The following is a 14,945-nucleotide window of genomic DNA, read 5'->3' as shown; positions in this document are numbered from 1 at the left end:
CTGCGATCTTCTCCGGTTGGCCTACATTTAACCCAAGGCCTTCCACCCGCCCATGCCCTCGGCTAAGGTGCGCGGCTTCTGCATTTTCACTTCGCCCAAAGGCCCGGCATGAACGACCATAACCCCGATCCGCTGCACGGCGTGACCCTCGAACAGATCCTCAATGCACTGGTGACCCATTACGAATGGTCGGGGCTGGCCGAGCGCATCGACATTCGTTGCTTCAAGAGCGATCCGACCATCAAGTCGAGCCTGACCTTTTTGCGCAAGACGCCATGGGCGCGGGAAAAGGTCGAACGCCTGTACGTGAAGCTGATGCGCACCAAGCGTCCGCTCTGAGATGAACGCCGTATGGCGGCGACGCCTGATCACTTCGGCCGCGGTATTGGGCTGGGCCGGGCTGGGGATTCAGCTGTACCTGATTTTCTTCGCACGCCTGAGCGTCGGCGCCAGTCTGCTGGGCGGGCTGGTGAGTTTCTTCAGTTACTTCACCGTGATCACCAACACGTTGGTGGCCGTGGTGCTGACCTGCGCGGTGACCGATCGCGAATCCGCTGCACGGCGCTGGTTTCTGCAACCCTGGGTCAGCAGCGCGATTGCCGTGAGCATTGCCGTGGTGGGCCTGGCCTACAGCATTCTGCTGCGGCATCTGTGGCACCCGCAGGGCTGGCAGTTTATCGCTGACGAATTGCTCCACGACGTGATGCCGCTGGTGTTCCTGGCCTATTGGTGGCTGTGCGTGCCGAAGGGCACCCTGCGTCTGAAGCATCTGCCGCTGTGGCTGATTTATCCACTGGTGTACTTCGCCTACGCGCTGCTGCGCGGGCATCTGCTGGGGGCTTACGCTTATCCGTTCATTGACGTGGCGCTGCTGGGGTATCCACAGGTGTTCGTCAATGCCGGGGGGATTCTGGCGGGGTTTGTGCTGGTGGCGTTGCTGGTGATGGGCATCGACCGTTGGCAAGGGCGGCGCCAATAGCGCCGCCACTTTTAGTCACTCTTGCTCGGAGCCTTCGGCACGCCAGTAACCGACGGCTTTGACGAACTGCTCATCCAGCCCGTGCTCATCGAGCAGCACCCGGCGGATCTGCCGCGAGACTTTGGTTTCCGTCGCCACCCACGCATACAGATTGCCCTTGGGCACCTGCAATTGTTTGACGGTGGCCAGCAGATTGTCTTTGCCCCCCTCGCGCAAGACCCAGATCACGTTGACCTGAGCCGCGCTTTCCAGGATTTGCTGTTCCTTGCCGTTTTCCACTTCGACCACCACCAGCGCCTTGCGATTGGCCGCCAGGCCTTCGAGGCGGCGGGCGATGGCGGGCAGGGCGGTCTCGTCGCCGATCAGCAGGTAACTGTCGAAGATGTCCGGCACGATCATCGAGCCTCGCGGACCGCCGATGTGCAGGAACTGCCCCGGTTTCGCCTGTTCAGCCCAGGTCGAGGCAGGGCCGTCGCCGTGCAGGACGAAGTCGATGTCCAGCTCAAGCTTGTCGAGGTCGTAGCGGCGCGGGGTGTAGTCGCGCATCGGCACGTCGCTCTTGCCGGCACCCAGCACCAGGGTTTCCAGCGCGGCGGCCTGTTCGGCGTTCTGCGGGAACAGCAGTTTGACGTGATCGTCGGTACCGAGGCTGACGAAGCCTGCCAGTTCCGGCCCGCCGAGGGTGATGCGGCGCATGCGCGGGGTCAGGTCGACCACTCGCAACACCTCGAGTCGGCGGCGTTTGATTTCATGCATCACACGGTGGATGCCTTGGGTCTGGACTTCAGTCATTCGGCTTTCTCCGGGGCAGATTGAACGGCGGGGCCGTCGACGATGGCTCTGGCGGTGTCGTTGAGCAGGTCGCGCACTCGCAGGATTTCTTCCGGGCTCCAGCGCCCGTGGTGCATTTGCAGGGCGTGGCGCAGGTTGTGCACCGCTTCATGGATTTCCGGCGGCCGGTCGTGGCCGCGCAATGAGCGCTTGCTGACGTCGATGCGCATGCGCACGCCGTCCAGCGCCACAGCTTGCTCGCCGAGGGACTGGCGGCCGGCTTCGGTGACGCTGTAGCGCTTTTTGCCGCCCTCGGCATCGCCGGTGACCATTTCGCTTTCTTCGAGAAACGTCAGGGTCGGGTAGATCACGCCGGGGCTGGGGCTGTAGGCGCCGTCGAACATGGTTTCGATCTGGCGGATCAGGTCATAGCCGTGGCACGGCTGTTCAGCGATCAGCGCCAGCAACAGCAATTTCAGATCGCCGGGGGCGAATACCCGCGGGCCGCGACCGCCGCGCTCTCGGCCATGGCGTTTTTCAAAGCCGTCACGGCTGTCACCGTGGTCGCGGTGGGGGGAATGATGGTCTCTCATTTCAGTCTTCTCTCGTCGTATTTAGATACAACTTAAGATATATCTTTTGGTGTGGGCAAGCGGTTTTTTACCGAGCGCGCGTTCGCACTGACGAGCGGCGAGCAGACCTGGAGGCGCATTTCCCCCATTCGGAAACACCACGAAATATTTGTATCAATGACTAAAAAGTTAAAGTTTAAACTCTACAAGTGGTTGAGTAGATGCTCTAGAAAGTGCAATTATCCCCGCATTGGTTAGTTGAAAATGCTGTATGGTTTTTTGTCTGAAACTGTAGGTAGGGTATAACTTACAGCTATTGTTTTGAATGTTGAAAATATTGCGTTTTTTCTTTCTGGCTATGAGCTGTTTTAACTACAAGCTTGTGGGAAGTTGCCTGCTTACATTCCGGAGTGAACAGTCGATCATGCCCCGGCGTTGAAACTCAGGATCAATAAAGCCCTTGTTGGCTTGAATGACTTGAACGTTCAACGCTTCGATCCTTTAAAAGAAAACAGGTAATGACCGATGTTCAAGAAAATCGCTTTCGCTGCTCCGCTGGCTGTTCTGGCTTTGAGCTCTTCCGTGGTCTTCGCCGCCGGTGAGGCACGTCACTCCATCAGCCTGGTGGCACATGTGCCGACCAATGGTTTCTATGTGGTGCCGACGGATGCTGATCTGGTCAACAAGGATCAGGACATGAGCTTCAGCCCGATCACCGGCACCATGAAACCGGTGGAAGGCTTCTTCGATGTGCGCAACAACAACGGTTCGGTTCACGGTTCCCTCGAAGGTGTGCCGAAACTGATCGGCGGTTCGAGCGCTATCGATCTGAAAGTCGAATTCAACGGCAAGGTGCTGACCCAGACTCCGCAAATGGTCGTGGGCGAAGCCGAGTCCGATGTGAACTATCGTGCGCCGTTGCGCATTACCGCTTCCGGCACCGACTTCACTCCGGGGGATTACACCGGCGCGGTCACCATGATGTTCGACGCGGTTCCTCCGATCGGCGGCGCGCTCTAACCCGTGAAGTAACAAAAGCCGGCTGACTGAGGCGAATGCCTGTCAGCCGGACTTTTTCCGTTCGCAATCAGAGTCCGTGTTCATGTTCCCGATGACCCCCATCGCGGCTGCGCTTGCGTTGTTGTTTTGTGTTGGCGCAGTAGCGGCCCCCGAACTTGCCGGTACGACACCGCGTAGTTTGCTCGCGCAGGCCAAAGGTTTGCCGAAAGACTTCGAGGAGCACTTTTTTGATGTCCCTCTGGCCGTCCGGGTCGAGCTTGACCAACAGCCGCTGGGTGAAGCGATGATCGTGTTGTCTCGCGATGACCGCCTCACCTTGCTTGAATTTACCGATACCAGCGAAAACCGTTTCGGCGCCGCCGAACGGGAAAAATGGGCGAGCTACCTCAAGCCCGGCGTAGCGCTTGGATCCTGCACCGGTCAATGCCCCGAGCAAATGCTGGCGGTGCATTACAACCTGGAAAACTCTTTGGTTTCCATCCTGACTGAAAATGCCGAGCGCGATACCGAGGCCAAGCGTTTTCACGAGCAGCCGGAACGAGGCAGTACCGGTCTGATCGTGCGCAACCAACTCAATCTGAACGGTGGCCAGGAGCAGGATCTGGGCGGTCGGTTCGGTCTGGAAGCCAGCAGCAGCCTGGGCAACTGGAGCCAGACGTTCAACATGCAGCTGGCCCGTCTCGGAGGCCCCGACGACCAGCTCTACCACGCCGTCTACGAGCTGCACACACAGCGCGAACTGCAAGGCCGTTTTCTGCGGCTGGGCTATTTCACGCCCACTTCGGAAGGCCTGACCCGTCAGCCGCGTTCTTTCGGCACCAGCCCCGATACCACCGTGGGCGTGATGTACGGCAGTTCCGACAGCCTGGCGATCGACTTGCAGAATCCCAGCGTCTACCCGATCTACGTCACCGTCAACCGTCAGGCATCGGTGGAAATCTACCGGGATGGACTGCTGATCAATACCCAGTCGGTGCCCGCCGGATTACAGACCCTGGACACCCGGCCATTGCCCGGTGGCATTTATGAGGTGGAGGTGCGCCTGATCGAAGATGGCCAGACCACCTCGACCACCCAGGAGCTGGTCTACAAGCCGAACAACTGGCGCAACCCCGATGAGCGCTGGCGCTACAACCTGTTTGCCGGTCAGGAGACCAAGTTGCTCAGCAACTAGGACAAGCAGGCCAGCGGTGATGCCACGGCCGGCGCTTCGCTCAACTACTTGCTGCACCCACGGGTCATCCTCGGGATGTCGGCGCGCCAGGTTCGGGAAAAACTGCAGTACGGCACTTCTATCGACTGGACTCTGGCCAGCAGCACCAGTGTGTACGCCAACTTCTACCAGACCGAAGACCACGGCACCGGCCTCGACCTGCAGGGCCTGTACAACTACGGCGCCGGCAGCCTGGTGATCAGCCACAACCGCAGCTGGCTGGACACCACCGATCTTTACGACACCTTGCCGGATGGCACGCGCATTCGTCAGCGCAATGTGTTCGTCGGGCAGACCAGCAACTCTTCGCTGGCGCTCAATCACCGTATCAGCCGCAACAGCTCGCTCAACGCCCGAGTGTCTCACAGTGAAGGCAATGTCGAGGGCGTCGGCGTCGACCTGGGCTGGACCCAACGCACCACCGTGTTCGGCAGTGATTCGAACTGGCGGTTGTCCGTGTTTGATCGACCCGGCAGTTTTAGCAGCGGCGATGCGCGCAACCGGGGCGTTGACCTGAGTCTCAACGTGGCGCTGGGCGGCCCTGGCGAGCAGGTTTCCGGCAGCATCGGCACGCGCACGGCCCGCGATGGCAGCCGCGACAACAACGCCTCCCTCGGTTACCGCAAGACCCTTGAAAACCACGTACTGCAAAGCGTGGCGGGTACCGTGATCACCGACACCTACGGAGTCGGCTTGAACGGTCAGGCGTATTTCAGCACCGACACGATCAATGGCGATGGTTTCCTCCAGCGCTCGTCCTATAACGGTAATTACACCGGCGGCCTGAACCTCGACAGCACGGTAGCGATCGGCGCACAGCAGATCGTGATGACCAGCCAGCATCAGGGGAGGGGGGCGGGAATGATCGTGGATGTCGAGTCCGATATCGACGGCATCGCCCTGCGCGCCGATGACTTGAGCGGTGGCAGTGCGGCCTTGCGGCCGGGTCGCAACTTTATTCCCCTCACGGCTTACAAGAACAGCTCTGTGAGCTTCGACTTCGAAGGCAACGATGTGCCGGCAGCGTCCATCGAGCCGACGCGCACCCGTTATCACCTGAACAAGGGCGGCGTGGAGTACAGGAAGATACGTGTGATGAAAACCCTGACCGTGCTGGGCCGCCTGCTCGATCCCCACGGGCGTCCGCTCAAGGGGCACCACGTCATCAATCACGCCAGCCGTGGAGTGAGCGAAGTGGATGGATTCTTCTCCATGGAGATGAATGCAGGTTCACCGACCCTCGAAGTTCGCTACGCCGATCAATTGCTGTGCCAGTTCCGCCTCGATCCTGAACAGGGGCGGGTGGAAAACAATGTGCTGATGATCGGGGATCTGCGGTGCAGCCCCGACACCCTCGCCGATGCCACGTTCACTGATCAGAAGGCGGGCTGAACCATGAAGACAACAGCATATTGGCTGGGCTTGTCAGCGGTGCTGGGCATGTCGGGGGTGCAGGCGGCGAGTCAGGAAATCCGGGCACTGTTCCAGCCTGATTCGTCGCAACCCCACAAAAACGTGTTCATTAACAAGACGCCGAACAGCGGTTATTGCGCGAGCCATCCGGCTCAGTGCGCGGATAACAACATGTTCAGTATTCAGGTGCCGATTCGTTTCAGCACCGTCAGCCCGTTGTTTGCCAATAACGGCGTGTGGGTAAAAGCGCCCTCCGAGTGGCGTCAGTTGAATGTGACCAATCATGAGACTCAGGAATCGAGCGTCGTTGAAGTGCGCATCAGTGGTATCGGGTCCAGGTTCCAACTGAGCAAACCGGTCACCGAACTGACGGGGCAGTCCGATGTGCTCGAGGGGCATCGAAAGTTGTGGACCGGCAACTCCTGGGTATACGCACCGCCGCCTTGCGAGTACAGCGGCGTTGGCTTTTTCAGTCCTACCACCTACCAGTTTTTCTGGAAAACACCCCAGCCAGGAATGTGCATCAAGACGGCCGCATTCGATGTCGGGCACATGTCGTTCGAATACCTCGATATTGCCTATGAGTTACGCACGCCGAACCCCTTGAACATGTCTTCCGGGCTGTACACCGGATCGCTGACCTACAGTGTCGGCCGAGGCAGTGCCGACTTCACCATGGGACCGTTCCTGGGGGCGGATGACGGCAGCCTGACGCTGGATTTTGTGCTGGATGTGCAGCACACGCTGAAAGTGGATCTGCCACCGGGTGGCAACCGGATCACGCTGCAGCCCGAAGGCGGGTGGCAGCGTTGGTTGAATTCGGGGCAGGTCCCGCAACGGCTGTTCAGTGACCAGACCTTCCACATATCCGCCAGTTCCAGATTCAAGATGTACCTGGAGTGCGGTCAGGGATCACTCGAGACCTGCATTCTGGTCAATGAAGGCAATGACTTCGGCACGCCATTCAATGTGAGCGTAAGCCTGCCCGATGGATTGACCGATGCCAGCGGAGGGCCGGTCAGGCGACAGGCACTGCTGCCGAAGGCCTGGGGCACTGTCACTTTTCAACCCCGCAACTACGTGGATCGCAAGTCTGGCGTACTGCATTTTGAAATCGATAAACGCAACACCGAACGAATCGTCAAGGCCAACAGGGGCAACCAGTACCTCGGTACTGTCGTGGTGGTCTGGGATTCGGAAATCTGATCGCTTTTAGTCGAGTCGCTGTATTCAAGTCGAGGTTCTGCTGATGAAACAATTCCTTGCTCTGCTGGTGGCAGGTCTGCTTTTCCAAAGTGCCTACGCCGGCCCGAACATCAATATCGGAGTGGTCTACGACTATCTGGCCGGCGATAAAAGTACCTATCTGAAACGGGTATACAACAGCGGCGACAGTACGGCGTTCGTCAAGATCAATGTGCTGGAAATCATTTACAACGCCGATGGCACGTCTTCCGAAGTACCGGTCAAGGTGCAGGCCGATGCCAGTGCCCGGGATGGCCTGATGGCCAGCCCCGCCCGTTTGATCATCCCGGCCCAGGGCATGCAGGGCACCCGGTTGCTGTTCATGGGCGAGCGCGACAGGGAGCGTTATTTCCGGGTGCGCTTCATACCGGTAGTGCCGGAAAAGGAGGACGAGTTCGCGGTCTCTCATGAAGAACGGGAAGATTACAAAAAGACCCTGACCGCCGGCGTAAACGTGATGGCGGGGTTCGGCACGATCTTCTTCGTGCGTCCGGCCGACGCGCGATTCGACAGTGTGATCGAAGACCGTGCCGGCACTTACAAAGTGCGTAACAACGGCAACACAGTGGTCGTGATCGACGAGTTCAAGAGTTGTTCGAAAACCGACGAGACCGATTGCGAGCCGACCACCAAGCACCATGTCATGGCCGGTAAGTCATTTGAATTCGAAAAGCGGCCGGGGCGTGATTACCGCTTCATCCTCGTCGAAGGCGACGCAAAGAAAAACCTGCGGGTCGCCGGGTGACAGCGCTCGCCGGCGTGCGCGAACGCGTTCATTCATGCAAGTAACGGGTATCGGAAAATGATCAGACAGTGGATCGCTCTGACATCGGCCAGCGGGCTGGCGTTGACGAGCGCCTGGACGTTTGCCGCGCGCGAGGAAATCGAATTCTTCGTTTCGGTGGACATTCCTGCGTTGAATTTCTATGTCATTCCCAGCGAGCCGGACTGGATACATCGCGAGCAGCGGCTGCACTGGAATGTGAACACCTCGACGCTGGGCACACTGCGGCGCAACTTTGATGTGAAACACGACAGCAGTGCCATAGAAGCGCGCCTGGAAGGCTTTCCGTACCTGACCAATGGCCGGGACTCTCGGGAAAACATCAACTTGCGTGTGACTTTCAACGGCAGGGAGCTCACCCACAATCCCGTTCCGTTGCAAGTGGTGTCGGCCGAAGACGCGAGGGCCGGGGTGCGTGTGCCGCTGGAGATCGAACCGAGGGAGCAGGCAGGAGGCTATAAACCGGGGGATTACTACGGCACCGTCAATATCATTTTCAACGCGGCAGCTCCGGCGGGCTGACCGAAGACCACCCCCCATGAATTCACCACGGCTTTCAGTGCAAGGAAGGGTCAATGGATTTCAGCTTTGGAACAGTCAGGACGTTCGGTAAAGGTTGGTTGTTCATGCAAGTGCTCGCCGGAGTGTTCTCGTCTCCGGCGCAGGCGGTCACGCAGGAGATACGAGCCAGCTTCGTTCCCGATTCCGCCAATCCGCACAACAATCAGTTCATCAACCAGACCCCGCAAAGCGGCTATTGCGCCGACTACGTCAACGATTGCAAGACGTACAACCTGTCCGGTCTCAGGTTGCCCCTGCGTTTTGCCGCCATCCATCCCATCGAGCCCGGCGCGCCGGCACGTGCCGGGGCGACGCTCAAGGCACCGGCGCAGTGGCGAAGCCTGAATGTCTCGAATGTGGTGACAGGGGAGTCGCATTCCATGGAGATCCGGATCGGCGCACTCGGGTCACAGTATGTCCTGAGTGACACCGCGGCCAATCTGACGGGGGCATCCGGTGATCAGGAAGGGCATAACCGATTGTGGATCGGAGGCTCATGGGGAGGGGCGCCGGGGGCCTGTCAGAGCGGCGCGATGGCCAGTCTGGGACCTGACAGTTACACATTTTTCTGGCGGACACCGAACGAGTCGGCCTGCAGCAAGGGCGCCGCCTTCACGATTCCGTGGATGTCCTACGACTATCTGGACGTGGGCTATGAGTTGCGTACTCCCGACCCTTTGGCCATGTCGTCGGGGCTTTACACGGGCGAACTGATTTATTCCATCGCGCCGGGCGGCGACTTTGACATGGGCGACAACATGCTGCCGGACAATTCGAGCCTGACCTTTCGCTTTGTCCTGGATGTCCAGCATGTGCTCAAGGTCGCCCTGCCGCCCGGCGGCAACAGGATCGAACTGGTGCCGCAGGGAGGCTGGCAGGCGTGGCTGCAGGAAGGACGCCGGCCGGCACGCCTGTTCCGGGATCAGACCTTCAACATTTCGGCCTCTTCGAAATTCAAGATGTTCTTCGAGTGCGAGCATGGCGGAATCGGTGCCTGTGCCCTGCGCGATACCGAAAGCGGCTCGACATTTCCCCAGGTCTACATGAGCGTCAGCCTGCCCCACGGCATCACGGACATGGCGGGCCAACCGGTCAAACACCGTCCTCTGACAGATGATGCGCAAGGCACGGTCTTTCAACCGGGGTATTTTCTGGAGCGGGCGCCCGGCACGCTGCACTTCGAAATACCGGCGTTCTATCTTGAGCAGATGTTGCAGCCCGGTCGGGCCAGGCGGTATGCCGGCAACGTCACCGTGATCTGGGATTCGGAAGTGTAGGCCTGGCCACCGCTGTACCGTGAAGGCAATCGATCCACGCCTTCACGGCTCCGTCGAGTGGGATCAGATCCCCGCCCGAACCATGGCCTCGCGTGTCAGCGTTCTGGGCAGTTCCTTCTCCTGATCACCGATGGCCTCCAACCAGCGAGAATAAGTTTCCTCGCTCATCTTCTCTTCTGTGAACACCTCTTGATCGGGTATCGACAATTGGCGCGCCAGCTCGCTGAGTGCGTGCCTGCGCAGGTACTGTTGCTGCGGTGGCAAGTGCGCCGCTTCAACCCAGTCGTGCTGGGCCGCCTGCAAATCGATCAGCAGGTCGCCCTTTGCCTGATGAGCGCGGGTGTTGGCGAGGAGTTCTCCCGGCCAGGTTTCGCGCAAATATTGGCCCCAGAACGGTTGCTCGATCATTTGGTTGACCAGCCCGTCGCCCGCCTCCTGGCCGATGATCCTGTCGTAGGCCTCGGCGATGGTCTCGTCGTCGACACCGGCGACCGGACGAAATTTCATGGCTTCGGACTGCCAGGGCAAATCCAGGCGTTTGGCCAGCCCCGTTTCGTAGGCCAGGTGAACCTCGACCTCATCGGGATCGCCGTTGCGAGCCTTGATGTCGTCTCGGGCGATTTCGCTCACTTGTCTCAGGCGTGCCGCGCCCTTGGCCAGTGTCACCAGTTTGCGCTCCAGCTCGGCGTGACTGGTGGAGAACAATCGGGCTTCGGACGCCAGCACCCGTATGCCCATGTTGTTGAACAACTGGGCACTGGCATCCTCGCAGCCTTCGGGATCGGTTGACATGAGAAACAGGTCTTCGCGCAATCGGGTGTCGATGTCCATGGCGGCAATCATCCGCCAGACCCGGTCGGTCAATTGATCCTGCGCCTTATCACCGGCCAGATAATCGGCGGAGCGGGTCAGGGCCTGCAGCACTTTCAGAAAGCCGTCTGAATCGGGCTCGCTGGCCACCGCATGCCACGCTTCGCCGCGATAGGCGCCGATGCCCGCGCTGTCTTGCGCCAGCGAGGTATCCAGGGAAATGGGCCACTGCTGGAGTAGGTCTTCGGCGGCGGTGGAGTAAGTTTCATGGGCGGATATCCCCACTGACGTCCGGTAGGTCTCGAAGGTTGCACGCGCCGAAGTCGACAGCCTTTCTCCATGAAGGCGAGTGCGCGCAATCAGCCACGCCTTGTCGGACCCCGGAGCAACCTGGGGCATCTGCGTAATCGGATTTGACCTCAGATCCAGGAAAAACCCCCGTGGCCGGGCTTTCAATAACAGCCCCACGGGCCAGTCACTGATCTGTGTGTTGACCAGACTCAACACCTTGAGTCTCGGCATCCGTCCGATATCCGGTGGCAGGCCCAGTGGATTGTTGTCCAGGCGCAGGGTTTCCAGGCGCGTCAGATTGCGCAGTTGCTCCACCGTCGCAGGCGTCAGGCGGATCTGATTGTTGTTCAGACGCAGGGTTTCCAGCAGGCGCATCTGACCGACGCCATCGGGCAAGGCATGCAGTCCGCAATTTCGGGCGCTGAACTGCCGCAAATGGCGAAAGTCTTTCAACAAACCGGTTGCATCCGGGGAAAATCTCGATCCATCCACACTCAGGGTGGTGATCTGATCGAGCCAGGGTTTCAAACCGTCCGGCAGTTGTCGCCACCAGCGCTGGAGATCGCGAGACAGGTATCCGCTGGAGAGGTCCAGCGCATAGCCACTTTCCAGGCTGGTGAAGCGCTCGCCGAACAACTCGGACTTTCGCTCGAAACATTCCAGCAGCCGATCGGCGATGTCACGACCGCCCCTGTGCAGATAGTCGAAGTAGGACCTGGGCAGGTTAGTGTCGGGACTGTCGGCGTCCCAACTGCTCAGAAAACTCTGCCGCCATTGTTCGAGTTTCTGTTTCAGGCTATTCAGTTCGCGCTCAAGGCGTTCGATCCCGGCGTGGGGATCGCCGTTGCGCTGCAGCGACCGGGTGAACGCTGCGACTTGCGCTTCATTGAAATGCGGATAGAGATTCTGCACTTTCTCTTCCACGGTTCGAGCGCCTTTGGACAGCCAGCCACCGCGCAGCAACAATCCGGTTTCCAGCGGTACGACTGGACGTATCGGTGGTTGGGCCAGCAGGGTCCGACGTTCGGCCGGCGGCTCGGTTTTGGCGATCAGCCATTGCCTGAACCGTTCTCCCTGCCCGGGTCGATATCCCAGTGTGTTGCGCAGTTCGGAAGGCAGGGCCAACAGAATGGCTTCGTACAGATTATTGCGTTCAATGTGCGCGCCGTTGCGCACCTCGTAACGGCCGTACTCGTCCCTGATCAATATTCGCTGTTGGGCTGCGTCCGGGGCGCCGGCGCTGCAGCGCAAGGGGCCGTCGTAAGTGCCGGCGCGTACCTCAATGCGCAAATCGGCGAAGGTGTGGGTATGGACTTTCAGGGTGTTGAGCACGAGGCGTTCGGTGTCCAGGCCCAGCAGCGCTGGCTCGTGCAGGCCTTCGACCGCGCGTGCGGCCATCACCTCGAAAGCGCTTTCCCGTGCCTGATCCTTCAGGCGCAGGGGAATTCGATGTTCTTCGAGCATCACGTTCTGTTCGTCGGGGGTTGCCTTTGACAGCAGGATTTCAGCGACTCTGGAAGGCAATGACGGGTACTGCCGTTGCAGCAACTGGATACGCGCATCGCCGTTGTAATCCTTGAGCCGGTACTGGTAGTCGAAAATTTCCGGGATGCGCCTTTGCGCGGCATCGGCCAGTTGGTTGCGCAAGGCCTGTGCCCGTTCGGCCTTGGGGTAGTTGCCGCCCAGCAAAGACTTCATGTCGGCATCGTCAAGGAAGTCCGCCAACCGTTCCGGCAATCTGCCAGCCATCATGTCCGAGACACTGATGCCAAGCGTCTGAGCATCCGGTGCCTGGGGATTTCCATACTTGCGAAAGCCACCGCTTGTATCGCCGTTCTCAAAGACCTTCAAGGCTTTGTCGGCGGGCCAGCCGGGCAGGTCCGGTGCCATGCGCTCGAACCAGTACGAGGCCGGATCCAGCGGCTGGCCGGTACGAATCCGCTGACTGAGGCTTTTCGCTTCCTCCCAGGTATTGAAGCGCGTCACCGTGTCGGCCAGCAGCGGTGGGGGGGACGTGTTTTCCACATGGATCCTGCGCAAGGCTGCAGGTGGGGTGCCACTGATGGCGCGCAGGTTCTCCTGCTCGGCCTGGGTGTATCCCGCCACGGAATGCCCCAGGCGCTGCATCAGCGTCGGCCCTTCCCAATCTTGTGGGGTTTCCGCTTCGTGAGTCCATGCCCCCTGGCCGTTGTGCCGCAACTGCGGAGAATAGGCCTGCGGCCGAACGGGGTGCTGAACGCGATGATGGCCGCTGTTGCGATCGTATTTCACCTCGTAATGCTTGCCCTCCAGGGGCAGAACGGTTTTTCCGGCATGGTGATGCAAGCCCAGGACATCTGGCCTGGAGGTATCGGGCGGAGCCAGCGCCGGTTGCTCGTAAGGTGTCAGGTCGGGGTTCCAGAGCCGGGTCTTGCCGTCGAACGACTGAACCGGTTTCATGTTCTCGACAAACGGGGAAAGCTTGAGGCGAAATGAACTGCCGATGGCATGGCCGGCACCCAATGCGGCGAGCTCAATCACATCGGTCACCACGCCGACCACGTGTTGCGCCGCGTCGGCCCAGTGGGCGTGAGTGAGGTCGACCACGCCTTCAACCACTTCGCTGGTCAGTTGATAAGCGGTATAGGCCAACATCAGTTCGCCCAGTCCCGGAACGAATGGCGTCAGGACCAGTAGCGCGGCATTGAAGATGTCCGAGGCGATCTTCTTGAAATTCTCCCACCAGGCCCAGCGCGCGTTGTTGTCGGCGTCGGCAGTCGACACGGCAATGCTGCGTGCGTCATTGAGGATTTTGTTGAGCCGTTGTCGGTAGAGATAAGTCCACAGAGGCGCTGTGATCGGGGGGGCGCTGAATTGCAGTTGAGGCTTCTCGACCGGGGTTTCCCGCCAGGACGGTCGGGCGTCACCCGGTTCCTTCGCATACCATTTGACGAAGGTCAGGCGCTGTTCGAGTCCGGCGAAAAAATGACCGCGCTGTTCGTGGTCGACAAACTGACTGAAAAACGTCCGGTAGCCGATACCCGAAGACGGCAACGTTCTGTCTGCCCGCAACTGGCGGGTCAACTCGTCCATGAATGCCAGTGTGGAGGCATATTCCTTGAGCGGGTGATCGGGGTCGTGCGGCACGTAGGCAATCATTTTCTGCGAGTGTTGCGCCTGCGCCGGATCGGGCCGGATGATCACGACCCCGGTCAGGGTCAGGTCCATCATGCCCAGATCGCACACGCACATGGCCTGACCATCGAGCGTCAGGTTCTGCCGGCCCAGCAGCAGGTCGCGAATCAGCGCATAGGCGCCGGGGCCAATGTCCTTTTTGATCTGCGCCATGCGGGCGGCAGCCTTCAGTGCGGCTTGCAGGCTTTGCTCGACCCTTGTCCGCAAATAGGTTTCGGCAACCGGTTCCGGATTCAGCAGGATTGTGTCGAGATGGGCCCTGTACTGCGCTCCGATGTCCAGTTGCCGGCACAATGCCTGAAACTGACTCACACTCAGGGTCTTGCCAATTGGCGAGATATCGAACAAGTCACGGACAGCATCGGTTTTTATAATGAATGTTGAGTAGTGTTGATAAGTTTCATCGCGCGCGAAGTTCTGCAACGCAGCGTCAAGCATTGAAACGGTACGGGCTTTGGAACCCTTGGCGATATCAATCGCATACCAGGGTGTTGTTGCTGCTGCGTAAAGCCTTACATAGGTATTCCTGACGTCGACGTCGATATTGAACTGTTCAAGCAACTTCGCTTTCAGCAGCGGTTCGGCAAAGGCGTAAATGTCCTGGAGACGGCCGAGCAGGCGGTCGATGCGATTCTGCGCTCCCCAGGCGCGACGGTTATCGTCGGACAGGCGTTCCAGCCTGGCTGCTGGCGTCGCGATCATCCACGACTCACGGTTTGGCGATGTCTTTGCCAGCGCTCGGGCACGATGCAACTGCATATCGCTGAATACCGGATCGATCCGCGATTTAATTAAGTCGTAATGTTGCCCTTTATATGTGGATGTTGCAGTCATT

General features: G+C 59.5%; 10 protein-coding genes and 1 pseudogene. 8 read left to right on the top strand and 3 right to left on the bottom strand.

The window, feature by feature from the left end:
• Positions 1-108: 108 nt before the first annotated feature.
• Both ACSPX5_RS17925 and ACSPX5_RS17920 read left to right on the top strand, forming a co-directional pair.
• Positions 109-339 carry a VF530 family DNA-binding protein gene (locus ACSPX5_RS17925; protein WP_007956650.1) on the top strand — a complete coding sequence of 77 codons (231 nt, stop codon included), beginning with the start codon at positions 109-111 and terminating at the stop codon, positions 337-339.
• A 1-nt stretch (position 340) separates the two neighbouring features.
• Entirely contained in the window at positions 341-979 is a 639-nt protein-coding gene (locus ACSPX5_RS17920; RefSeq protein WP_169431756.1) for a Pr6Pr family membrane protein, read from the top strand.
• A 15-nt stretch (positions 980-994) separates the two neighbouring features.
• Here ACSPX5_RS17920 and ACSPX5_RS17915 read toward each other — a convergent pair whose 3' ends face one another.
• Positions 995-1,771, bottom strand: a complete 777-nt coding sequence (locus ACSPX5_RS17915; RefSeq protein ID WP_439820013.1) for a siderophore-interacting protein — start codon at positions 1,769-1,771, stop codon at positions 995-997.
• Complete coding sequence (locus tag ACSPX5_RS17910) at positions 1,768-2,343, bottom strand: PadR family transcriptional regulator (RefSeq protein WP_439820012.1); 576 nt, start codon at positions 2,341-2,343, stop codon at positions 1,768-1,770. The genes ACSPX5_RS17915 and ACSPX5_RS17910 overlap by 4 nt, the downstream gene beginning before the upstream one ends.
• A gap of 504 nt (positions 2,344-2,847) precedes the next feature.
• On the opposite strand from ACSPX5_RS17910, the gene ACSPX5_RS17905 reads away from it, so the two are divergent.
• The 6 genes and pseudogenes from ACSPX5_RS17905 (at position 2,848) to ACSPX5_RS17880 (ending at position 9,835) form a co-directional block, all read left to right on the top strand.
• Positions 2,848-3,342 (top strand): CS1 type fimbrial major subunit, encoded by a 495-nt coding sequence (locus ACSPX5_RS17905; protein ID WP_169431753.1) that lies wholly within the window; start codon positions 2,848-2,850, stop codon positions 3,340-3,342.
• 82 nt (positions 3,343-3,424) lie between these two features.
• Positions 3,425-5,947, top strand: a pseudogene (locus ACSPX5_RS17900) (TcfC E-set like domain-containing protein).
• 3 nt (positions 5,948-5,950) lie between these two features.
• On the top strand, positions 5,951-7,174 hold the full coding sequence (locus tag ACSPX5_RS17895) for a hypothetical protein (protein WP_323160770.1): 1,224 nt from the start codon (positions 5,951-5,953) through the stop codon (positions 7,172-7,174).
• A 43-nt stretch (positions 7,175-7,217) separates the two neighbouring features.
• Positions 7,218-7,958 (top strand): molecular chaperone, encoded by a 741-nt coding sequence (locus tag ACSPX5_RS17890; protein ID WP_207868215.1) that lies wholly within the window; start codon positions 7,218-7,220, stop codon positions 7,956-7,958.
• Between the two features lie 57 nt (positions 7,959-8,015).
• Positions 8,016-8,519 (top strand): CS1 type fimbrial major subunit, encoded by a 504-nt coding sequence (locus ACSPX5_RS17885; RefSeq protein WP_169432696.1) that lies wholly within the window; start codon positions 8,016-8,018, stop codon positions 8,517-8,519.
• Between the two features lie 53 nt (positions 8,520-8,572).
• On the top strand, positions 8,573-9,835 hold the full coding sequence (locus ACSPX5_RS17880) for a hypothetical protein (RefSeq protein ID WP_439820011.1): 1,263 nt from the start codon (positions 8,573-8,575) through the stop codon (positions 9,833-9,835).
• Between the two features lie 63 nt (positions 9,836-9,898).
• Here ACSPX5_RS17880 and ACSPX5_RS17875 read toward each other — a convergent pair whose 3' ends face one another.
• Positions 9,899-14,869 carry an NEL-type E3 ubiquitin ligase domain-containing protein gene (locus tag ACSPX5_RS17875; protein ID WP_439820010.1) on the bottom strand — a complete coding sequence of 1,657 codons (4,971 nt, stop codon included), beginning with the start codon at positions 14,867-14,869 and terminating at the stop codon, positions 9,899-9,901.
• Positions 14,870-14,945 lie beyond the last annotated feature (76 nt).

This window comes from Pseudomonas sp. HLG18, from assembly GCF_051903985.1.
In the GTDB taxonomy this organism is placed as follows: domain Bacteria; phylum Pseudomonadota; class Gammaproteobacteria; order Pseudomonadales; family Pseudomonadaceae; genus Aquipseudomonas; species Aquipseudomonas fluorescens_BT.
This window is presented reverse-complemented; position numbering and strand designations above follow the sequence as displayed.

Bases quoted from the DNA above. Each gene is read 5' to 3' on its own strand.
- ACSPX5_RS17925 (WP_007956650.1), top strand. From the start codon at position 109: ATGAACGACCATAACCCCGATCCGCTGCACGGCGTGACCCTCGAACAG.
- ACSPX5_RS17920 (WP_169431756.1), top strand. From the start codon at position 341: ATGAACGCCGTATGGCGGCGACGCCTGATCACTTCGGCCGCGGTATTG.
- ACSPX5_RS17915 (WP_439820013.1), bottom strand. From the start codon at position 1,771: ATGACTGAAGTCCAGACCCAAGGCATCCACCGTGTGATGCATGAAATC.
- ACSPX5_RS17910 (WP_439820012.1), bottom strand. From the start codon at position 2,343: ATGAGAGACCATCATTCCCCCCACCGCGACCACGGTGACAGCCGTGAC.
- ACSPX5_RS17905 (WP_169431753.1), top strand. From the start codon at position 2,848: ATGTTCAAGAAAATCGCTTTCGCTGCTCCGCTGGCTGTTCTGGCTTTG.
- ACSPX5_RS17895 (WP_323160770.1), top strand. From the start codon at position 5,951: ATGAAGACAACAGCATATTGGCTGGGCTTGTCAGCGGTGCTGGGCATG.
- ACSPX5_RS17890 (WP_207868215.1), top strand. From the start codon at position 7,218: ATGAAACAATTCCTTGCTCTGCTGGTGGCAGGTCTGCTTTTCCAAAGT.
- ACSPX5_RS17885 (WP_169432696.1), top strand. From the start codon at position 8,016: ATGATCAGACAGTGGATCGCTCTGACATCGGCCAGCGGGCTGGCGTTG.
- ACSPX5_RS17880 (WP_439820011.1), top strand. From the start codon at position 8,573: ATGGATTTCAGCTTTGGAACAGTCAGGACGTTCGGTAAAGGTTGGTTG.
- ACSPX5_RS17875 (WP_439820010.1), bottom strand. From the start codon at position 14,869: ATGCAGTTGCATCGTGCCCGAGCGCTGGCAAAGACATCGCCAAACCGT.